Source organism: Ralstonia edaphi (assembly GCF_958350185.1).
Taxonomy (GTDB): domain Bacteria; phylum Pseudomonadota; class Gammaproteobacteria; order Burkholderiales; family Burkholderiaceae; genus Ralstonia; species Ralstonia edaphi.
The window spans coordinates 684,861-706,057 of sequence record NZ_CATWHI010000001.1 but is presented as its reverse complement, the minus strand read 5'-3'; the positions used below and the strand labels follow the sequence as shown (position 1 = coordinate 706,057).

The following is a 21,197-nucleotide window of genomic DNA, read 5'->3' as shown; positions in this document are numbered from 1 at the left end:
GAACTGTTTTGCACGCAAGGAGCATTCATGAGCAATCTGACTATCGGAGTGATCGTCGGCAGTCTGCGCAAGGCGTCGTTCAACCGCCAATTGGCGCAGGCGCTGGCGGGCTTGCTGCCGTCGGGGGCGACGGCGCGGTTCATCGAGATTGGCGAGCTGCCGCTGTACAACCAGGATCTGGATGCGAACCTGCCCGAGCCGGTACAGCGTTTCAAGGCGGCGGTGGCGGGCGTCGATGCCCTGTTATTCGTCACGCCGGAATACAACCGCGGCATACCGGGCGTGTTGAAAAACGCGATCGACTGGGGGTCTCGGCCGTACGGCCAGAGCGTGTGGGGCGGTAAACCGGCCGGCATTGCGGGGGCTTCGCCGGGCGCAATCGGCACGGCGCTGTCGCAGGCGCAATTGCGTAATGTGCTCGCGGCGGTCGGCGTGAAGGTCTTGCCGTTGCCGGAGGTGTTCTTCCACTTTGCGGGAGAGCCCTTTGATGCCCAGGGCGGGGTGACGGATGCGCGGACGCGCCAGTTCTTGCAGGGGTTTGTCGACCGATTCGTCGAGTGGGCGGGTCAGAAGCCAGCCTGACGAATCGATCAACCGGGGTGTTCAGGGCCGGGCGGGGAAGGGGTTCCCGCTCGGCCGTTTTGCCTTTAGGGCAGGGGCGTTAAGCCAGGAAAGCGGCGGCGCTGATGAGCCAGCCGGCTGCCACGCAGCTCGCAATCCAGGCGGCCATGACGGCGCCAATATCCAACCATTTCATCATTGTTCTCCTTACAACACTTGCATTGCTTGTTCAGGCAATCGATGTCTGAACAACTGTCACGAAGTGTAGGTGTTGCAATGCGGAAGAACAATACGGCGCCGGGTGAACAGACTGTTCCAAGAGTAACAACAGATTTCAGCCCTTGCGTGGACGGGCCTGCGCTTGGGAACCGGGGCTGTTAGGCGTGGGACGCTTGTTGTTGCGTTGCAACAATCAGGGCGAAGGCGCGGTGGCTATTTCGTGCGGAAGGTGGCGGCAACCATGTCGGCAAAGCGCGCTTCTTCGGCAAATTCGGCTGGTTCGCTGTGCCCCGCAGTGCCGAATATGCGCAGCAGATAGACGGCGCCGTTGCCAAAGAATGCATACCCCCGAACGACGACTGTCCGGGCCGCGGACGTGTTCCATTCGCCTTCCCAGTAAATGACCCGGCGCCCGCCGACGATCTGCTGCGTCGGAGCCCGGCCGCGCACGAGGCGGGAGGCCCAGGCCGGGCGATCGCCATGCACGCGCGACTCCATGTGCGTGAGCAGGATCGCCAGATCCCGCGGGCGCAACGTCTCCAGGTAATCAGGCGTGCCTTTGTCGAAATCCGATTTACGCACCGTGACCAGCGCGAAGCTCTCCGGCGCCACCGTTTGCTGCGCAAACACCAGACGTGATGGACCGAAAGGCGAGTTGATGGTCGCCGCAACCGACGGGATGGGTGTGTCGCCGTTCAGCCGCAATGGGCCCCACGTGCGCGGCACGGCGATGCTCGCACCGGCGTCGATGCGCTGCGTGACGGGGTAGGCGAATTTCGGCGCCCCCCACGCCGGGCTGCCGGGCGCCATGCCGGCGAGGGCCATCCATGCGGCCGCGCAGGCGTAGCGGACGTGGCGGCCCCAGCGGCGATACCACTCTGTAATGAACGGCGCCACTCGCGGGCTCCTGGCAGAAAAGATGGCGGACGATTCCGAGGGCGCGTGCATACCCCTGCACAGCAATGCCTATGCCCGCGCCTATTCGTGGCGCCGTCTCCCCCGCCGCCAACATATCGATTTGCATGCACGTGCGCTATCGGCGTGTGGCGGGGCATCGAACGGATTAATCCGCGCGTGGGGTGCTGGATGTGGCTCTATCGTTGTTGGTTTCCATGGCTCTTTCCCTGGAGCCAGCGCGTCCGGTAGGGTGAAGGCTCCTTGTCGCTCTCGATTCAGGCTCCACGCATGGCCACCCTCAACGCTTATCAGCAACCCATTGGCGCGCCGCTGCCCGACTGGACGGCCCGTCCGCTGCCGCCGCATACGCCGCTCGCCGGCCGCTACTGCCGGCTCGAGCCGCTTGATGCGGCACGCCATGCCGACGCGTTGTTCGAGGCGTTCAGCCAAGCCCCGGACGACCGCGTCTGGACCTACATGGTGGAAGGCCCGTTTGCCGATGCAGCGGCACACCGCGCCTATATCGAGCGCATTGCGGCGAAGCGCGATCCGTTGCAGTACGCAGTCGTCGACATGCGCACTGAACGCCCAGTGGGCACGCTGGCGCTGATGCGCATCACGCCAGACCACGGCGTGGTGGAGGTGGGAGCGGTGACGTTTTCACCGTTGCTGCAACGGACGCCGGCATCGACGGAAGCGCAGTTTCTGCTGATGAAGCACGTCTTTGAAGACCTCGGCTACCGGCGCTACGAGTGGAAGTGCGACAGCTTGAACGCACCGTCGCGGCAGACCGCGCGGCGGCTTGGCTTCCAGTTCGAGGGCATCTTCCGCCAGGCCGTTGTCTACAAGGGACGCAGCCGCGATACCGCGTGGTTCTCCATCATCGACGCCGATTGGCCGCAGGTGCGGGCCGCATTCGAGCAATGGCTGTCGCCAGACAACTTTGATGAGGCGGGTCGTCAGCGCGCGTCGCTGGCTGCGCTGCGTTCGAGCTGACGTACCGCTTCACGCATCGGGGGCGGAGGTATCGGCGTACATGCCGCGCAGCGCCAGCGCGCGTTCGGCTTCCGGCAGGGCCAGGATGGAGCGGGAGAAACCGATCAGCGCCTGGCAGCGCTCGGCCGGCGGGGCCGTGTGGCGCAGCGCCGGGACGGTCAGTACGCGCTGCTCGGCCATGGGAAGCGCGGCCACGGCGAGTTGCAGCACCGGCAGGGTCTGAGCGCGCGTGACAACCGGCGCGTGGTCTGGGTCGGCGGCCTGCATCAGGTCTGAAAACAGAGCCTGCTCGCGCGTCACGAGGGCGCGCGGCAATCGCGCGGCGGCGGCGCTCGCGCCGGACGTGCCGTCCAGATAGGCCACGCAGGCTTCAGGGCTCACGCGCTGCAAGGCCTGGGCCTGTTCCAGCGTAAGTTGCGCGTTGGCGAAGAGCAGCGCGTCAGGCGCAGTCGGAATCAGCGCGCGGTACAGCTTGCCCGTCTGCTCGCGCAGCAGCGCCACGATCTGCGCATCGGTAACGTTGCGCTGCAGCTCTGGCCACAGCGTGTCGATCAGCCGGCTGAAGTGCGCGGGGTACTTGCGTTCCAGTGCGGCGTACAGCGGGGCGCTACGCAATTCCGCCGCCAGCGCTTCGCGGGTATTCAGCTGCGTGGCCATCGTCGCGTATTCGCCACCGGGCGATGTGCGGGTGACGACGTGGTCGGCGAGCAATTCCTGCGCGGTGGGAAACCACATCTGGTCGAACGGCGTGTCCTGCACGCGGCGCACGAATGCGTCGGGCAGACCGGCATCCGAATATGCTCGCCAGAGTTCGCTGTCGATCGCGCCCGGGGTTTGGTCGTGCTCGGCGCCGACCGCACGTGGGCGGTGGAAGCCGATGCGCGCGCCTGGTGCTGCGGCGCGGTCCGCTCCTGCGAGGAAGGCGATCGTGCAAGCGGAAGCGCAGCTGCGCTCAACATACGTGCGCAGATGGTGGCGGCGGATGACGTCTGCCACCAGCGTTCCTTCGCGCAGCCAACCGCCTTCGGAGCGCAGCACGACAGCCGTGGCGTTCGGCGCCTTGCGCAGCGCGGCTTCCAGCGCATCGGCGGCGCCGTCGTTGATGCCGCCATTGAAGAGGATGGCCCGCCCGTCGCGCTGCGGTATCACGGTAAATGGCGAGGCCGCCTGCTCACCGAGCGCGGTACGCAGATGCGCGCCCAGGCGCGGCCCATCGTTGATGAGGCGCGAGCTGGTGCCCACGGCGCCAACCACGATCATCACCTTGGCGATCAGCGGCCACAGATTCGACATGCCGGCAATCCGGTTGCGTGCCTGTTCGCGATCCGCCGAGCGCCAGGTGCCGACCACCGCCCAGATCCACAGCGCCAATCCCATCACGTAAATCACGAGCAGCGCGGCAGATGCCGCGCGCGCCGGCGCGTTATGCGCGAGCGCGTGCGTGACACCGGCGCTGAGCGCCACCACACCAAACTGCATCAGCGCCGTGTGCAGCCAGTACGACCGGGCGAGGCTGTAATCACCGCGCCAGTGGCGTGCAAAGAAATTGCGCGATGGCGTGCGCTCCCGATGCGGATCGGAAGGAGCGGTTGGGGGCAGGGCGGCGTCGCTGGCAGCGGAGGTCATGCGTGTTCTCGATGCCGCACATCGGATGGCGGCGCGGCGATTGTCGCTGTCGGCGCCGCAAGCTGGCGTCCCCCCGATGGGAGGGGGTGATGAGCAGGGCGGTCAGGCGTGGGCAACGGCGTCATCCACAAAAAGCCGCCGCCGCGCTGCGCCCGTCAGGCCCTGACGGAAACCAGCGGTGGCTTGGCCGGCGTGATGGCCTCCGCGCTGGCGGGGTGGGCAGCCTGTGCCGCCTGCGCCTGCGCTGCCTCGCGAGTGTGCTGCCGGGTGTCGCTTACGGTGGACGAACCGGTGACCTTGTCGGTCGTGCGGGCCTTGGCGGCCGCATCGGTATTGCTTGTGCCCGAAGCGTTCTTGGATGCGTTGTGGCGGTTCTCCAGCCGGGTCTCGGCTTGCTCGAGGCCGTTCTGCGCCTGAAGGCGCGCGATCTGCGCCTGCACGATCTGGATCTGCTGGCTCAGCAACTGGGCCTGCTCGCGTGCTTGATCGGGCGGCAGATTCTGCGCGGGAAGATCCTGCATCGACTTCTGCAGGTTCTTGAGCTGGCGCTGCAGGCGCTCGATGTCGGCGCCCGAGCTGCTTCCGCTGCCCGATGCGCCGGCGGTCGCAGTAGAAACGGAAGGGGAGGAAAGTTGCATGGCCATCTCGCTGATCAGTACGCCTGTCAACGGATGGCGGGCGGAAAACTTTAGGGTTCGGCCCAACAAACCTTACGAGTCTTTATTGCTAACGTTCCGTCTAAAAGAACGAAGGTTTGTCCAAAAGAACAAATGTGGCGATTTTTCTGGTCAATGTACGTCAATTGTCCCCATGATTTGGGATGTTTACGGGTTTACGCCCGTTAACCCGGTCGTTGATGGTCGATAGAATAGAACAAAATTCCATTGAATAGAACGCATCGAAAAAAGCGCGTTCACGGAGACGCCCATGCTTTCCTCCCCTCCGGCCCCAAGCGGCCGACTCCACGCCGGGTTGCCGGCGGTCCAGCTCAATCAGGTTTCGGTGCGGTTCGGCAGCTTCACCGCGGTGCAGGGCGTTGACCTGTCGATTGGTGAAGGCGAATTCGTGGCCGTGGTGGGGCCGACGGGCTGCGGCAAGAGCACGCTGCTGAACGCCGTGACCGGGCTGCTCAAGCCGGCCGGCGGCAGCGTCACGGTGTTTGGTGAGCCGCTGACCGGGCTCAATGGCAATGCCGGTTTCATGATGCAGCAGGACTCGCTGCTGCCCTGGAAGACGGCGCTTGACAACGTCGCGCTCGGCCTGGTGTTCCAGGGCATGCCGGTGGATGAAGCCCGCGAGCGCGCCCGTCCGTGGATGAAGAAGGTCGGCCTGGCCGGCTTCGAGGCGCGCTATCCGCACCAGCTCTCGGGCGGGCAGAAGAAGCGCATCAGCATGGCGCAGACGCTGATCCTCTCGCCCAAGATCGTGCTGATGGACGAGCCGTTCTCGGCGCTCGATGTGCACACGCGCCATCTCATGCAGAGCGAGTTGCTGCGCCTCTGGCAGGAAGACCGCAAATCGCTGCTGTTCATCACGCACGACCTGGAGGAGGCCATTGCCCTGGCTGACCGCGTGGTCGTCATGTCCGCCGGGCCCGCCAGCCGGCCGGTTGGCGATGTGGAAATCACGCTGCCGCGCCCGCGCAACGTGTCTGAAATCAACATGTCCGACGCGTTCATCCGCCTGTATCGCGAGATCTGGTCGATCCTCGGCACCGAAGTGGAGAAGAGCCATGCCGTCCAGCACTAACACGATGTCTGCCGTGGGCACGCAGCGCGCCGGTCTCGCGCACAAGACCAAGATCCGCCTGTTCCAGCTGGCCGTGGTGGTGTTGATGTTCGGCTCGTGGGAGGGCGTCGGCCGCGCGGGCGTGGTCGATCCGTTCTATTTCTCGATGCCGTCGTCGATTGTCGCGCGCATCTGGGAGTGGTTCTCCGGCGGCGACATCTACACGCATCTGGCGATCACCCTGGCCGAGACGATTCTCTCGTTCGGCATCGGCACGTTGCTCGGCATCAGCCTGGGGCTGTGGCTCGGCTTGTCCAAGCTCGCGGCCGAGGTGCTGGACCCGTTCATCAAGGTCTTCAATGCGATCCCGCGCATCCTGCTCGCGCCCATCTTCGTGATGTGGTTCGGGCTGGGGCTGACCTCCAAGGTGGCGCTGGGCGCGACGATGGTGCTGTTCATCACGTTCTTCAATACGTACCAGGGCGTGCGCGAGGTGAACCCCGTCATCCTGGCCAACGCGCGGCTGCTCAAGGCCAGCCGCATCAGCCTGCTGCGCCACGTGTATGTGCCGTCGGCCACCAGCTGGATTCTCTCGAGCCTGCGCGCTTCCGTCGGCATGGCCGTCATGGGCGCGATCGTGGCGGAGTACCTCGGCTCGTCTGCCGGCCTGGGCCACCTGATTGCGCAGGCCGAAGGCGTGTTCGATGCCACCGGCGTGTTTTCGGGGATCGTCGTGCTATCCGCTTTCGTGATTGCGCTGGACCGCAGCGTCGATGCGCTCGAAGGCAAGTTGCTGGTGTGGCGCCCGAAGGTCGACCCCGAAACGGGCGCCTGAGCCCCAATCACAATGATGGAGACAACCATGAAGCGATGGATTTCGGCCCTGCTGTGTGCGGCCGTCTGCACGGCAGCCAACGCCGCCGAGCCGGAGAAGAAGGACGTGAGCCTGTCGGTCGGCTCGATGATCCTGAACTACATGCCGGTGCCGCTCACGCAGTCGCTGGGCAACTTCCAGAAGGAAGGGCTCAACGTGAAGGTGGAGAACTTCCAGGCCGGCGGCAGCAAGGCGCTGCAGGCGCTGATTGCCGGCTCGACCGATGCGGTGGTGGGCTTCTATGACCACACCATCCACATCCAGGCGCAGGGCAAGGACATCGTCTCGGTCGCGCTGCTCAACACCACGCCCGGCATCGTGCTGGCCGTGCGGCCCGACCTCGATATCAAGAGCGGCAAGGACTTGAAGGGCAAGAAGATCGGCATCACCGCGCCGGGCTCGTCCACCGATCTGTTTGCCCGCTATTACGCCATCAAGAGCGGCTTGCAGGTGAACGACGTGTCGTACATCGCCGTGGGTTCCGGCGCGCCGGGCATGGTGGCGCTGGATCGCAAGGAGATCGATGCACTCGTCAATTTCGACCCCGTGGCGAGCCTGCTGGAGAAGCGCCGCGCCGCCAAGTTCCTCGTCGATACGCGCACCGATGCCGGCTCCAACGCCGTGTTCGGCGGCCGCTACCCGACCGCCACGCTGTACGTGACGCGCGACTTCATGACGAAGAATCCGGAGACCGTGCAGCGTCTGGTGAACGCCTTCATCCGCACGCTCAAATGGATCGACGCCAGCACGCCAGAAGCCATTGCCGACAAGATGCCCAAGGAGCAGCAGGTGGGTGGGCGCGACGTGTTTGTCGATGCGCTGCGCCACTCCAAGCCGATCTTCTCCAAGGACGGCCTGATGACGGATGCCGATGCCAAGGTGGCGCTGACGGTGCTTTCCAGCTACGACGAAAAGATCCGCAACGCCAAGATCGACCTGGCGAAAACGTACACTAACCGCTTCGTCGACCAAGCCCTGAAGACGGTCAAGTGAACCGTCTCGCCCAACCCGCCATGACCGCAGAGCGCCAAACCGCCCAGAACGAGACCACGCCCGCCGCCAACGAAGGCGATGCCGCCACGCCGGGGCAGTCGGGCGTGGCTGCGCTGGACCGCGCGTTCTCGATCCTGTTTGCGTTCCGCCCCGGCGATTACGCGTTGACGCTGGCCGAGCTGGCCGCGCGCACCGGGCTCTACAAGAGCACGATCCTGCGGCTTGCCGGCTCGCTCATCCAGCACCGCATGCTGTTTCGCCTCGAAGACGGCCGCTACCAGATCGGTGCCGCGCCGTTGATGCTGGGCGCGCTCTACCAGCGCAGCATGCGCCTGGGCGACGTGGTGCTGCCGCATATGCGCGCGCTGGCCGAAGCCACGGGCGAGGCGGTGTCGCTCTACATCCGCGAGCGCGACGTGCGTGTCTGCCTGCACCGCGTGGATTCAAACCATTCGATCCGCGATCACGTGCGCGAGGGCGATGTGCTGCCGCTGGAGCGCGGTTCGGGCGGGCGCGTGCTGTGCGCGTTCTCGGGCATGCAGGGCGCCACGTACGACGCGATCCGGCGCGATCACTACTACGTGTCGATCGGCGAGCGAGATCGGGAAACGGTGGGCCTGTCGGTGCCGGTGTTTGGGGCGCAGCAGGCGTTGCGCGGGGCGCTGTGCCTGGCCGGCCCGGCTTCGCGCATCGACGGGGCGCTGCTGCAGTCGTGGCGCGTGCCGGTGCTGGAGCACGCTGCGCAAATCACGTCCACGCTGGGCGGCGACCCCGCGCCGCTGCGTCTCGCTGCCCAACTGATCTCTAAAACCTAGGCTCCGCCAAGACGCCCAACTTCCTGAACGGGCGAGGGGCGGAGCCGACTGTGTAGCAGGAGTTGTTTTCATGGCTTTGCCTCTCGCGGGTTTGCGCGTGCTCGACTTGTCGAACGTGCTGGCCGGGCCGTTCTGCGGCTATCAGCTGGGTTTGCTCGGCGCTGAAGTCATCAAGATCGAGGTGCCGGGCAATGGCGATCTCGCCCGCCGTCTGGGCGCCGATCCGGAGCAGGCGCGCCGCAAGATGGGCGCCTCGTTCGTTGCCGTCAATGCGGGCAAGCAGTCCGTCACCGTCAACCTGAAACACCCCGAGGGGCGCGCGATCCTGCTCAAGCTGGTGGCGCAGGCCGATGCGCTGATCGAGAACTACCGCCCCGGCGTGATGGACCGCCTGGAACTCGGCTACGACGTGCTGCGCGAGGTCAATCCGCGTCTCGTCTACTGCGCCATCTCGGGCTTTGGCAAGGACGGCCCGCTCAGCGGCAGACCCGCATACGACCAGATCATCCAGGGCATTTCCGGCGTGATGAGCGTCACCGGCGACGATGCATCGGCGCCGCTGCGCGTTGGTTACCCGATCAGCGACACGGTGGGCGGGATCACGGCGGCGCTGGCCGTCACCGCATGCCTGCTCGGCGCGCAGCGTACGGGGCAGGGCTGCATGGTGGACGTGTCGATGCTGGAATCGACGCTTGCCACCATGGGCTGGGTCGTCTCCAATTACCTGAACGCCGGTGTGACGCCGCAGCCGATGGGCAACCAGAACTTCACCGCCGCGCCGTCGGGCACATTCACCACGGGCGATGGACTGATCAACATCGCCGCCAACGAAGACAAGCAATTTGCCGCGCTGTGCCGCGTGGTGGGGGATCCGGAGCTGGCCACCGACCCGCGCTTTGCCGAGCGCCATGCACGCAAGGAACATCGCCAGCAGCTCAACGACGCGCTGGAAGCGGCATTGGCCGCGCGCCCGGCCGCCGAATGGGAGCCGCTGCTGATCGAAGCCGGCGTGCCGGCCGGGCTGGTGCTCGACGTGCCTGGCGTGCTGGCGCACGAACAGGTGACGGGCCGCGGCTTTGTCACCTCGTTCCCGGAAGCCGGGCAGCACGTGACGCGCGCGGGCTTCCGCCTCTCGGGCGAAGATCCGTGCCCGCAGACACCGGCGCCATCGCTCTCTGCCCATACCGACGACTGGCTCGCCAGGCTCGGTTACCGCCACGACCAAATCGAAGCCTTGCGCGCCGAAGGCGCCATCTGATCATGACGACCGCACCGACACAGGACGCCGCCGGCCTCGCTGCCGATTACTGGCGCACCGACATCATTGACATCGAACCGGGCCGCATCCACGTACGCGGCTACCCGATCCAGGAGCTGATCGGCCAGATCGGCTTTGCCGAAATGATCTGGCTGATGCTGCGCGGCGAATTGCCGGGCAAGCGGCAGGCGGCTTTGCTGGAAGCGGCGCTGGTGGCGTCGGTCGATCACGGCCCGCATGCGCCATCCATTGCGATCGCGAAGATGGCGACAAGCTGTGGCCTGCCGCTCAACGGCGCGATGGCGTCTGCGTTGAATGCGCTGGATGACGTGCACGGCGGAGCGGGGCAGCAGGCGGTCGAGCTGTTCCACGATATCGAGGCGCGCATCTTCGACGGCGCCTCGCTGGAGGCGGCCACGGCGGCGGGTGTCGACGCGTTCATCGCTGCGCATGGCAAATACCTGCCGGGCTTTGGGCATCGTTTTCACCCCGTAGACCCGCGCGCGGGGCGCCTGCTCGCGCTCGTGGACGAGGCGGCGCAGGACGGGGTGGTCGGCGGGCGCTATGCCGCTATCGGCCGCACCATTGAAGCGCTGCTCTCCAGCCGCAAGGGCAAGCCGATTCCGATGAACATCGATGGCGCCACGGCCGTCATCTATGCGGAACTGGGTTTTGCTGCGCCGCTTGCACGCGGCGTGTTCTGTCTGTCGCGTGCCGTTGGCATCCTGGCGCACGCCTGGGAGCAAAGCGGCCGCGGTGAACGCAACAAGGGCCCGATGCCGCGCCAGTTGCCGTACCGCTATACCGGGCATGCCACGCGGCATCTGGCTCACCCTGAACCCGCCACCGCGCCATGACGTATTTCAACTGGCCCGTCATCGAAACCACCGTCTTTGCGGAGATGCCCGGCGCGCTGCGCCGCCCCGTGCCGACCGAATGGTCCCGCGCCAACAAAGGCGGCGCGCCGGTCGATTGCTTTCTGGAAGGCCCGTGCTGGGATGCACACGGCAATCTCTGGCTGGTCGACATTCCGCATGGCCGTATCCTGCGCGTCTCTGCGCAGGGCGTGTGGGATGTGGTGGCCGAATACGACGGCGAACCGAACGGCCTGGCGCTGCGCCACGACGGCACGCTGCTGATTGCGGACTACAAGAATGGCCTGCTGTCGCTGGACCCTGCGACGGGCGCGGTCGCACCGTTTCTTACGCGGCGCAACAGCGAGCGCTTCAAGGGCCCCAACGATCTGATCGTCGCCCGCAACGGTGATGTGTATTTCACCGACCAAGGCCAGACCGGCCTGCATGACCCGACCGGCCGTGTGTATCGCCTGCGCACGGATGGCCGGCTCGACTGTCTGCTCGCCAATGGCCCGAGCCCCAACGGTTTGGTGCTGACGCCCGACGAATCCGCGCTGTTCGTTGCCATGACGCGCGACAACGCCGTCTGGCGTTTGCCGTTGCTTGCCGACGGCAGCACGAGCAAGGTCGGCCGCTTCGCGCAGTTCTACGGCACCAGCGGCCCCGACGGCATGGCGATGGACGCAGCCGGCCACCTCTTCGTCGCGCATGCATCGCTGGGCGCGGTGTTCGTCGTCTCGCCGCATGGCGAACCGCTGGCGCGCATCGCGTCATGCCGGGGGCGCACCACCACCAACGTTGCACTCACGCCCGACGGGCAATCGCTCGTCATCACCGAATCCGCCACGGGCACCGTATTGCGCGCCCGCTGGATCTCGCCGCTCCAAGATTGACGGCACACGTGAGCGGTTGCTGCGGCTCACGTTGTCCTACAGCTGTCCTACAAGAAGGGCGGCCGTCAGATCGTCAAAATTTCCCCAATTTGTCCTCATGAAGGCGGTCAAGCCGCACTTTTTGCTGTGCTGCAGCACGGGAAGTGACGGTACCGTCCTTTCGCGCCTCGGCAAGCTCGTCGCACGACGGCTTTTTGTATCGTTTAAGTAGACGTGTCTTGTTTAGATAAACTGAAAGGTAGGAGTCGTCCTACAAAATCGCCATTTGACTGTAGGACCGCTCCTACAAAATTGGCCAAAAACGGGTCGGAACTGTCCTACACGGCGTGTAGGAGTGGGTCAGAAGTGTCCTACAAGCGGTTAACCCGGCATCCGATGCTCACAGTCGCAGAAGTGCGACGCCTTCTTTGTTGATTTTCGGCAACTTTAGGCAATTTAATTGCTATCTTTGGCCGTTCATTGGGGTAAATACGTGTCAAACACCCGCTTTAGCGCATCGTCCACCCAGGGCTGTTGCGTCGGCAAAGGCTTCATTTGCAACGTTTATTAACAGATTTGTAGGAAAATCGCCTACAAGAGATCGGACTACCTCACCCCTCCGACGTAGGGGTCCCCCCTTCTTTACTTAGCCCGGACGTAAACCCACAATGTGTTCAACAGAAAACAACTTCGCCATGTCTTTAGCGACGTGAGTAAGAAGGAGCAGGAAGTGCCGGCAACGGCGCCGACTGCAGGAACATCCGATCTGTGGGGATTGGTGAACAGCCCGGCGAGGGTAGGCGCAAAAAGAGAGCGCCACCGGACGTCACCATGCGAGATCGGATGCAAGTTGTACTTTTACTGCACACGACGGGACATACATGGACACGCAAGACATTGTTTCCGAGATCAGCGAACTGAATCTCACCTACTTGATGCTTGCCCAGCAGATGCTGGCCAAGGATCGCGATGCCGCGCTCTTTCGCCTGGGCATCTCTGAAGAATTGGCAGACATCCTGTTGACGATGTCGCCCGCGCAGATCGTCAAGCTGGCCAGCACGAACATGATGCTGTGCCGCTTCCGCTTCGACGATCACGCCATCCTGGGTCTGGTGACCCAGCCGCACCGTGACAAGGGCCTGCAGCAATCGCAAATGTCGATTCTGCTGGCACGTCAGGCGGTTGAGCAGATCAGCTGAGCCATTTGCGGCGGGTTTTCCGCCGGGTTCAGAGATTGCACTTTGGATGGGTAGTAAGCGAAAGCGGGAGCAGTGCCATGCGTCACACCAGCGTCATGAACGAAGTTCAGCAGATCCACCTCGCAGCGGAATTGATTTCGCTCGGTGCGCGCCTGCAATTGCTGGAACAGGAAACCACGCTCAGCCGTGAGCGTCTGGTCAAGCTGTACAAGGAAATCCGTGGGGAATCGCCGCCCAAGGGCATGCTGCCTTTCTCGGCAGACTGGTTCCTGACGTGGTCGCCGAACATCCATTCGTCGATCTTCCTGAACATCTACCGTTTTCTGGGCGAGAACAGCCGCAGCACGGGTGTGCGCCGCTTGATCTCGGCCTACAAGCTGTACCAGGAACATATTCACGTCCACGAACAGGAAGAGGTGCTTTCGATCACCCGCGCGTGGATGATGCTGAAATTCTTCGAGGGGAAGATGCTGCACACCGTGAAGTGCAAGCGCTGCACCGGCCATTTCGTGGCCCACGCAGACGACCTGCACCACGATTTCGTGTGCGGTGTGTGCCAGCCGCCGTCACGCGCAGGCAAGAAAAAGCGCGTCGCTGCTCCGGTTGATGCGATCGCAGAAAAGACGGTCGACGCCTGATCACGGCATTTGCAAGAAGACGGGAATACGGGAAGACGGGAGCACGGAAGTTGCAGGACCGCCGGGGGATGGACAAAAAAAGGGCGGACGGGAAATACGGGTAGCAGTACGGGAAATACGGGAATAGCCGGCCAGATCGGCACATAACAATACAAAGAACAAAGAGCAGGAACACAGAGCAGGAAAGCACAGGGGCTCAGGCAGGACAAAAGGGGAAGGGGGTAGGCCGGTCGCAGGAAACTGCGGACCGGCATTTTTTTTGCCGCTGGGCGCAGAAAACGGACGAAAAAGTCGGGACGGAAAGCGATTTCCGTCCTTTTTTCTTTGGATTCGCCCAGGGGAACGTCTTCTTTCAGCCAGGTGGTGCTCAAGCCGCCCGTTTTGTTGCCGTTCTTGGGGAAGAAGGGCGCGGCGGCGGGGTTTCGCAAGGTTCGCGCAGCAGCAAAACCAGGGGCTCCGGCCTTCAGTTAACCGGGGGAATGCCGATATTCCCCTTTGTATTGATCGAAGGATCGCCCATTCAGGAGTTCGCCCCGTGTTAGTTGCCATCGGTTACATCGTGATTCTCGCGTCGGTGTTCGGCGGCTACATGCTGGCCGGAGGACACCTCGGGCCCTTGTTCCAGCCGACCGAACTGCTGATCATCTTCGGCGCCGGCATTGGCGCCTTCGTGGTCGGCAACGACAAAAAGGCCATCAACGCCACCGTCAAGGCGCTGCCGGGCCTGTTCAAAGGCTCGAAGTACACCAAGGCCCTCTATATGGAAGTGATGGCGCTGCTGTACGTGGTGCTGTCCAAGATCCGCCGCGAAGGGATGATGTCGATTGAAGCCGACATCGAAGCCCCGCACGAAAGCGCGCTGTTCGCCAATTACCCCGCCATCCAGGCTGATCACCACGCGCTGGATTTCATCTGCGATTACCTCCGTCTGATGGTCGGCGGCAACCTGAATCCATTCCAGATCGAAGCGCTGATGGATCAGGAAATCGACACCCACCACCACGAAGCCGAACAACCGGCCCGCATCATCACCAAAGTGGGCGACGCCATGCCGGCCTTCGGCATCGTGGCCGCCGTGATGGGCGTGGTGCACACCATGGGCTCGGTCGGCCTGCCGCCGGCAGAGCTGGGCAAGCTGATCGCGTCCGCGCTGGTCGGTACGTTCCTCGGGATCTTGCTGGCGTACGGCTTCATCGGGCCGCTGGGTTCGCTGCTGGAGCAGCGCGCCGAAGAATCGACCAAGTTGTTCCAGTGCATCAAGGTGACGCTGCTGGCCAGCATGAACGGCTACGCCCCGGCCATTGCCGTGGAGTTCGGCCGCAAGGTGCTGTTCTCGACCGAGCGTCCGTCCTTTGCCGAGCTGGAAGACCACGTCCGTGGCGCCAAGACAGCGTAGCGCTGAACCCCATATGACACAGAGCGTGGCCAACGAGCCAAGCCATTAACGACGCAGCACACACCGACGGGAACGGACCATGAGCAAGTCCAGCACGCCGACCTTCATTGTCATTCGGCGCAACAAGAAAGGCGGACACGGCCACCACGGTGGCGCGTGGAAGATCGCCTACGCCGACTTCGTGACCGCCATGATGGCGTTCTTCCTGCTGATGTGGCTGCTCAGCTCGGTGACCAAGGCCGAGCTGTCGTCGGTCGAAACGTATTTCCGCACGCCGCTGAAGGTGGCGCTGTTCGGTGGCGCCGGTTCGGGCGACCAATCGAGCATCCTGCAGGGCAGCCCCGCGCTCAAGCAGAACATGCCGCAGCCGAACCCAAGCCCCAGCCCGACCGTGCAGCGCCAGCGCAACATCCGCGACGAATCGGACGATGCGGCGCTCAACAAGCTCAAGCAGAAGATTGCCGAGATGGTCGAGACGAACCCAGTGATGAGCCAGTTCAAGCACCAGTTGCTGATCGACATGACCACCGAGGGCCTGCGCATCCAGATCGTCGACCAGCAGAATCGCCCGATGTTTGCCAACGCCAGCGCCGAGGTGCAGCCCTACATGCGCACCATCCTGCGCGAGCTGGGCTCGGCGCTGAACGACGTGCCCAACCCGATCAGCCTGTCGGGCCACACCGACGCCACGCAGTACGCAACGCAGCACGGCTACAGCAACTGGGAACTGTCGGCTGACCGCGCCAACGCGTCGCGACGCGAGTTGGTGGCCGGCGGCATGAAGCCCGAGAAGGTCAGCCGCGTGGTGGGCCTGGAGGCGTCGGTGCCGCTGGACAAGACCAACATCTACAACCCGATCAACCGCCGCATCAGCATCGTCGTGCTCAACGCACGCGCCGCTGAAGCCGTGCGTTCGGGTGGGGTCGAGCCGGTGGCCGACCTGCGCAATGACGGCAAAGACACGCTGACCGACGCCGCCGCACGTGCCACGGGTGTGGCAGACGCGGTGACTGCGGCCAAGCCATAAAGAGCGCCGAGGGAGAAACAGTCGATGAGCGAGAAACACATCCTGGTGGTGGACGATTCCACATCGATCCGCCGCATGATTGCCGCGTGCCTGCGCGAGTGCGGCTTTGCCGTGACGGAAGCCGGCGACGGCACCGCCGCGCTGGAAGCCGCGCGCACGCTGGCCCAGGGCAGCCACCACCTTGTGATCACCGACCAGGTGATGCCGTCGATGGACGGCCTGACCCTTATCCGTGCCCTGCGCACGCTGCCGGCCTACGCCGACACCCCGATCCTCATGCTGACCACCGAGGCAGACAGCACCATCCGCGACCAGGCACGCGCTGCCGGCGCGACGGGCTTCCTGCCCAAGCCGTTCGACCCGGATGGGCTGACGGATTCGGTGATGCAACTGCTCGAATGGCATGCGCAGACCCACGGGTCTGCATCGACGCATTAAACGACCGAGACGACAGATATGAACCTCGACCTTAGCCAGTTTTTCGGCGCCTTCTTCGAAGAGGCGGAAGAGCTGCTCGTCGACATGGAGCGGCTGCTGCTCAACCTCGATGTCGCCAACCCTTCTTCTGATGATCTGAACGCCATCTTCCGCTGCGCGCACTCCATCAAGGGTGGTGCCGCGACCTTCGGTTTCACGCACATGACGGAACTCACGCATGTGGCGGAATCGATTCTGGACCGCGCCCGCACCGGTACCTTGCAGCTGCGCGAAAACATGGTGGATGCCTTCCTGGAAACGAAAGACGTGTTGAAAAGCCAACTTGATGCCTACCGGCAAGAGCACCCCATCGATACGGCCACGCTCGAATACATGGTGGCCAAGCTCAACAGCCTGACCGCCGAGGAAGGCGCCCCTGTTGCCGCCGCACCGGCGGCTGCGGCGCCCGTGGTGGCGACGCCCGAACCGGTGGCTGCGCCTGAACCCGAGCCGGTGGTCGTCGAAGCGCCTGCGGCCGACGCCGTGGGCGACATCGAAGGCGGCCTGGACATCAAGCTCATCAACGTCTCGAATGAAGACTGCGAGCTGATCGTCACCGAACTCAAGCACCTGGGCACCGTGCTGCGCCACGTGCGCACCGGCCGCAACAGCGACATCGTGCTGCAGAGCACCTGCACCGCCGACGACATCACCGCGGTGAGCTGCTTCATCATCGATGCCGACCAGATCGTCATCACGCCGCACGTTGGTGGCGCCGCGCCGGCCGCGGCCGAAGCCGCCGCACCGGCTGTCGCCGCACCGACGCCCGCCGCCGCACAGACGGAAGTGCATGCCCCCGCTGCCAACGAAGCCGCGCCGGCGCAGGCGGTTGCCGCTGCCGCAGCCCCGGCGCCGACCCGCCCGGCCGCTGCCGACCACAAGCCCGCCGTGGCTGCAGAAACGTCGATCCGCGTGGGCGTGGAAAAGGTCGATCAGCTCATCAACCTGGTGGGCGAACTCGTCATCACGCAGGCCATGCTGGCGCAAACCGCGCAGGCCTTCGACCCGGTGCTCAACGAACGCCTGTTTGCCGGCCTGTCGCAGCTCACACGCAACGCGCGCGACCTGCAAGAGGCCGCCATGTCCATCCGCATGATGCCGATGGACTACGTGTTCAACCGCTTCCCTCGCCTGGTGCGCGACCTGGCGCACAAGCTGGGCAAGCAGGTGGAGCTGTCGACGTTCGGCAAGTCGACCGAACTGGACAAGGGCCTGATCGAACGGATCATCGATCCGCTCACGCACCTGGTGCGCAACAGCCTGGACCACGGCATCGAACTGCCCGAGGCCCGCGTGGCCGCCGGCAAGGACGCCACCGGCCAGCTGCTGCTCTCCGCTGCACACCAGGGCGGCAACATCGTTATCGAAGTCAGCGACGACGGCCAGGGCCTGAACCGCGACAAGATTCTCAAGAAGGCGCGCGAGCGCGGACTGCCCGTGTCGGACAACATGACCGACGACGAGATCAACCAGCTCATCTTCGCGCCGGGCTTCTCCACCGCCGACCAGGTGACGGACGTCTCCGGCCGCGGCGTCGGCATGGACGTGGTCAAGCAGAACATCCAGTCGATGGGCGGCTACGTCGAGATCCAGTCGCAGAAGGGCAAGGGCACCACGATCCGCATCGTGCTGCCGCTCACGCTCGCGATTCTGGACGGCATGTCCGTCAAGACCGGCGACGAAGTGTTCATCCTCCCGCTGTCGTGCGTGGCCGAATCGCTGCAGCCGCGTCCGGAAGACATCAAGGCCGTGCCGGGCGGTGGCCGCCTGCTGAAGGTGCGCAACGAATACCTGACGCTGGTGCCGATGTACGAACGCTTCCGCATCACGCCGTCGCTGCCCGATCCGTCGGAAGGCATCGTCGTGATCCTGGATTCGGAAGGCAAGAAGATTGCGCTGCAGGTGGACGAACTGGTCGGCCAGCAGCAGGTGGTGGTGAAGAACCTCGAGACCAACTACCGCCGCGTGCCCGGCATTTCGGGGGCGACCATCCTGGGCGACGGCAGCGTTGCACTGATCGTCGACGTGTCGGCACTGATGCGCGAGACCCGCTCGGGCCATTCAGAAAACGCGATGCGTGCCGTTACTGCCGAAAAGCACGAGATGGGCGAAGCACAGGGCGGCCGTTTCTCGACCGAGGCGATGGCCGCGGCATAAGCGTTCACGCCTGCAGGGTGGAATCCGCCACCGCAACGAATTCAATCTAGTGGCCCGATGGGCCGAGGGGAGCCGCAATGGAAGTCAAGGAACACGCGATCGGCGAAGACACCGGCGGGGAGGAATACCTGGCCTTCACGCTGGGCCGCGAGGAATACGGCATCGACATCCTGAAGGTGCAGGAGATCCGCGGCTACGAGACCGTCACGCGCATTGCCAATGCGCCCGATTTCATCAAGGGTGTGATCAACCTGCGCGGCATCATCGTGCCGATCGTTGATCTGCGCATCAAGTTCCAGCTCGATCGCGTCGAGTACAACCAGTACACCGTCGTCATCATCCTGAACCTGATGGACCGCGTGGTCGGCATCGTCGTGGATGGCGTGTCGGACGTGCTGACGCTGCAAAGCCAGCAGATCAAGCCGGCGCCGGAGTTCTCGGGCGCGCTGGACACGGAGTACATCCGCGGCCTGGGTTCGATCGACGAGCGCATGCTGATCCTGGTGGACATCGAGCGTCTGCTGATGTCGGCCGACATGGCACTGTGCGACGAAGCGGAAGCTGCCTGATCGCGACATGAATCCGGCTGGGGCGCGGCGACGTGTCCACAGCGATTGAGGCCGGGCCGAAGGGGCCCGGTGGGCGACAAGACACCGAAACAACAGGTGCGGCGCCGTTAGGGGAGGGAAGCATGTTCAGCAAAATGACCATCCGGCTCCGCTTGGGGCTGATGATGGCGGGCATCGGTGTGCTCGCCGTCATCGTGGGCGTGACGGGCCTGATCGGCATGCGACACGCCAACATCCGCGTGCAGGACGGCTATGCCGTGCAGCTGGCGGGCACCGTGGCATTGGCCGAATCCGATTCCAACCTCCTGAGCTTCCGCATCGTGCTCGATCGTGCAGCCATGGCGCCCAACGCGCCGGGCATGGAAAAGACGATCGAGCGCGCCAAGATGTTCCTCGACAAGTCCGACGCCGCCTGGAAGCGCTACCGCGCGCTGCCCACCACGGCAGACGAGCGCAAGCTGGCCGACGAGGCCCAGGGCCTGCGCGATGCCTTCGTGCGTGACGGCGCACAGGTGTTGATGCAAGCCGTGCAGGCACACGACGAAGCGCGCATCAACAAGACGGTCATGGACGTCATGCCGGCGCTGTACCGCCCCCTTGGCGACAAGGTCACGGCGCTCAACCGCCTGCAGATGGACACGGCCAAAGCCAGCTACGAAGCCAGCCAGACCGAGCATCACAATCTCAGCGCCCTTACCACGGGCCTGCTGCTGGGCGGCATTCTGGTGGGCGGGCTGCTGACGTGGGCGTTGCGCCGCTCCATCACGGTACCGTTGATGCGGGCGATCGAACAGGCAGAACACATTACGCAGGGCGACCTCACGCACACCATCCAGGTAGACCGCGCCGACGAAACCGGGCGCCTGCTGCATGCCCTGCAACGCATGCAGGACAGCCTGCAGAAGATGGTGGGGCAGGTGCGCTCGGGCTCCGACTCCATTGCCAGTGCCACGCAGCAGATCGCGGCCGGCAACGCAGATCTCTCGCAGCGCACGGAGCAACAGGCTTCGGCGCTGGAAGAAACCGCGTCGAGCATGGAAGAACTGACGAGCATCGTGCGTCAGAACGCGGACAACGCGCGCCAGGCCAGCACGCTGGCCGGCAACGCATCGGACATCGCCGTCAAGGGCGGTGAAGTCGTCGGCCGGGTGGTGGACACCATGGCCGGCATCAACGACAGCAGCAAGAAGATCGCCGACATCATCGGCGTGATCGAAGGCATTGCCTTCCAGACGAACATCCTGGCGCTGAACGCTGCAGTGGAAGCGGCCCGCGCGGGCGAGCAGGGCCGCGGCTTTGCCGTGGTGGCGGGCGAGGTGCGCAGCCTGGCGCAGCGCTCGGCCACGGCAGCCAAGGAAATCAAGGAACTCATCAGCGATTCGGTCGGCCGCGTTGAAAACGGCACCACGCTGGTGGCGGAAGCGGGCAGCGTCATCGACGAGGTGGTCGTTGCCGTCAAGCGCGTGACCGACATCATGGGCGAGATCAGCTCTGCATCGGACGAACAAAGCGCCGGCATCGAGCAGATCAACCAGGCCGTCACGCAGATGGACGAAGGCACGCAGCAGAACGCCGCGCTGGTGGAGCAAGCGGCGGCCGCCGCGATGTCGCTGCAGGAGCAGGCCAGCGGGCTGCGCCAGGCTGTGGCGGCGTTCCGTGTGCAAGCCGGCACGCAGGCAAACGTGGCGCCGGCGGTGTCCGTGGCTGCTCGTGCGGCTGCCAAGCCGGCGCCGAAGGCCAAGGCCGCACCGCGCCGTGCCGCCAAGCCGAAGGCCCCAGCACGCAATACCGCTGAACCCGTCGCGCAGACCGCCGCTGCATCCGCAGCACCGGCCGGCGCCAAAGAACAACAACGCGAGCGCACCGCCGCCGCTGCCGTGACCAAAGCGGCGGCGTCAGCGCCCAAGTTGCCCGTACCCAAGCTCGTTGCCGCTGGCGGCGACGATAGCGATTGGGAGACCTTTTGACCATGTATGCACGGGATCTTCGCTGCTCGCGAAAGCTCTCTCGTGTGTGTTTGTGGTGTGCAGCCTGCCCT

20 protein-coding genes are annotated in these 21,197 nt (G+C 64.6%); 17 read left to right on the top strand and 3 right to left on the bottom strand.

Annotated features, from left to right (window positions below; translation table 11 throughout):
• The first annotated feature begins 27 nt into the window (after nucleotides 1-27).
• Complete coding sequence (locus R2669_RS03125; protein ID WP_316898492.1) at nucleotides 28-582, top strand: NADPH-dependent FMN reductase; 555 nt, start codon at nucleotides 28-30, stop codon at nucleotides 580-582.
• 411 nt (nucleotides 583-993) lie between these two features.
• Here R2669_RS03125 and R2669_RS03120 read toward each other — a convergent pair whose 3' ends face one another.
• Nucleotides 994-1,677 (bottom strand): hypothetical protein, encoded by a 684-nt coding sequence (locus R2669_RS03120; protein ID WP_316898490.1) that lies wholly within the window; start codon nucleotides 1,675-1,677, stop codon nucleotides 994-996.
• 288 nt (nucleotides 1,678-1,965) lie between these two features.
• Here R2669_RS03120 and R2669_RS03115 point away from each other — a divergent pair, with 288 nt between their 5' ends.
• Entirely contained in the window at nucleotides 1,966-2,673 is a 708-nt protein-coding gene (locus tag R2669_RS03115) for a GNAT family N-acetyltransferase (RefSeq protein WP_316898488.1), read from the top strand.
• A 9-nt stretch (nucleotides 2,674-2,682) separates the two neighbouring features.
• Here the strand turns inward: R2669_RS03115 and R2669_RS03110 are convergent, their stop codons facing one another.
• A complete protein-coding gene (locus R2669_RS03110) occupies nucleotides 2,683-4,299 on the bottom strand; it encodes a COG3904 family protein (protein ID WP_316898486.1) in 1,617 nt (538 codons plus the stop codon).
• A gap of 155 nt (nucleotides 4,300-4,454) precedes the next feature.
• Complete coding sequence (locus R2669_RS03105) at nucleotides 4,455-4,967, bottom strand: FlxA-like family protein (RefSeq protein ID WP_147214372.1); 513 nt, start codon at nucleotides 4,965-4,967, stop codon at nucleotides 4,455-4,457.
• A gap of 259 nt (nucleotides 4,968-5,226) precedes the next feature.
• On the opposite strand from R2669_RS03105, the gene R2669_RS03100 reads away from it, so the two are divergent.
• From R2669_RS03100 to R2669_RS03030, 15 genes are all read left to right on the top strand, one after another.
• Complete coding sequence (locus tag R2669_RS03100; RefSeq protein ID WP_316891434.1) at nucleotides 5,227-6,048, top strand: ABC transporter ATP-binding protein; 822 nt, start codon at nucleotides 5,227-5,229, stop codon at nucleotides 6,046-6,048.
• Nucleotides 6,032-6,862, top strand: coding sequence for an ABC transporter permease (locus R2669_RS03095; protein WP_316898484.1), 831 nt, complete (start codon nucleotides 6,032-6,034; stop codon nucleotides 6,860-6,862). The genes R2669_RS03100 and R2669_RS03095 overlap by 17 nt, the downstream gene beginning before the upstream one ends.
• 27 nt (nucleotides 6,863-6,889) lie before the next feature.
• Nucleotides 6,890-7,894, top strand: a complete 1,005-nt coding sequence (locus tag R2669_RS03090) for an ABC transporter substrate-binding protein (RefSeq protein WP_147214369.1) — start codon at nucleotides 6,890-6,892, stop codon at nucleotides 7,892-7,894.
• A 20-nt stretch (nucleotides 7,895-7,914) separates the two neighbouring features.
• Nucleotides 7,915-8,709, top strand: a complete 795-nt coding sequence (locus R2669_RS03085) for an IclR family transcriptional regulator (protein WP_316899058.1) — start codon at nucleotides 7,915-7,917, stop codon at nucleotides 8,707-8,709.
• 70 nt (nucleotides 8,710-8,779) lie between these two features.
• The gene (locus tag R2669_RS03080; RefSeq protein WP_316898482.1) at nucleotides 8,780-9,967 is read left to right on the top strand and encodes a CaiB/BaiF CoA transferase family protein; all 1,188 of its coding nucleotides are present in this window, start codon (nucleotides 8,780-8,782) and stop codon (nucleotides 9,965-9,967) included.
• Between the two features lie 2 nt (nucleotides 9,968-9,969).
• Nucleotides 9,970-10,824, top strand: coding sequence for a citryl-CoA lyase (locus tag R2669_RS03075; protein WP_316898480.1), 855 nt, complete (start codon nucleotides 9,970-9,972; stop codon nucleotides 10,822-10,824).
• Nucleotides 10,821-11,717, top strand: a complete 897-nt coding sequence (locus tag R2669_RS03070; RefSeq protein WP_316898478.1) for an SMP-30/gluconolactonase/LRE family protein — start codon at nucleotides 10,821-10,823, stop codon at nucleotides 11,715-11,717. Before R2669_RS03075 ends, R2669_RS03070 begins: the two co-directional genes overlap by 4 nt.
• Nucleotides 11,718-12,577: 860 nt before the next feature.
• Nucleotides 12,578-12,895, top strand: a complete 318-nt coding sequence (flhD, locus tag R2669_RS03065) for a flagellar transcriptional regulator FlhD (RefSeq protein WP_004627783.1) — start codon at nucleotides 12,578-12,580, stop codon at nucleotides 12,893-12,895.
• Nucleotides 12,896-12,972: 77 nt separating this feature from the next.
• Complete coding sequence (flhC, locus tag R2669_RS03060) at nucleotides 12,973-13,533, top strand: flagellar transcriptional regulator FlhC (RefSeq protein WP_092972206.1); 561 nt, start codon at nucleotides 12,973-12,975, stop codon at nucleotides 13,531-13,533.
• A gap of 535 nt (nucleotides 13,534-14,068) precedes the next feature.
• Complete coding sequence (motA, locus tag R2669_RS03055) at nucleotides 14,069-14,929, top strand: flagellar motor stator protein MotA (protein WP_027679318.1); 861 nt, start codon at nucleotides 14,069-14,071, stop codon at nucleotides 14,927-14,929.
• A 79-nt stretch (nucleotides 14,930-15,008) separates the two neighbouring features.
• On the top strand, nucleotides 15,009-15,956 hold the full coding sequence (gene motB, locus R2669_RS03050) for a flagellar motor protein MotB (protein WP_316877106.1): 948 nt from the start codon (nucleotides 15,009-15,011) through the stop codon (nucleotides 15,954-15,956).
• Nucleotides 15,957-15,980: 24 nt separating this feature from the next.
• Nucleotides 15,981-16,394 (top strand): response regulator, encoded by a 414-nt coding sequence (locus tag R2669_RS03045; RefSeq protein WP_092972205.1) that lies wholly within the window; start codon nucleotides 15,981-15,983, stop codon nucleotides 16,392-16,394.
• An 18-nt stretch (nucleotides 16,395-16,412) separates the two neighbouring features.
• Nucleotides 16,413-18,590, top strand: a complete 2,178-nt coding sequence (gene cheA, locus R2669_RS03040; protein WP_316877105.1) for a chemotaxis protein CheA — start codon at nucleotides 16,413-16,415, stop codon at nucleotides 18,588-18,590.
• A gap of 77 nt (nucleotides 18,591-18,667) precedes the next feature.
• Nucleotides 18,668-19,159 (top strand): chemotaxis protein CheW, encoded by a 492-nt coding sequence (locus R2669_RS03035; protein WP_147214363.1) that lies wholly within the window; start codon nucleotides 18,668-18,670, stop codon nucleotides 19,157-19,159.
• A 122-nt stretch (nucleotides 19,160-19,281) separates the two neighbouring features.
• Nucleotides 19,282-21,126, top strand: a complete 1,845-nt coding sequence (locus R2669_RS03030) for a methyl-accepting chemotaxis protein (RefSeq protein ID WP_316898476.1) — start codon at nucleotides 19,282-19,284, stop codon at nucleotides 21,124-21,126.
• The last annotated feature ends 71 nt before the right edge of the window (nucleotides 21,127-21,197 follow it).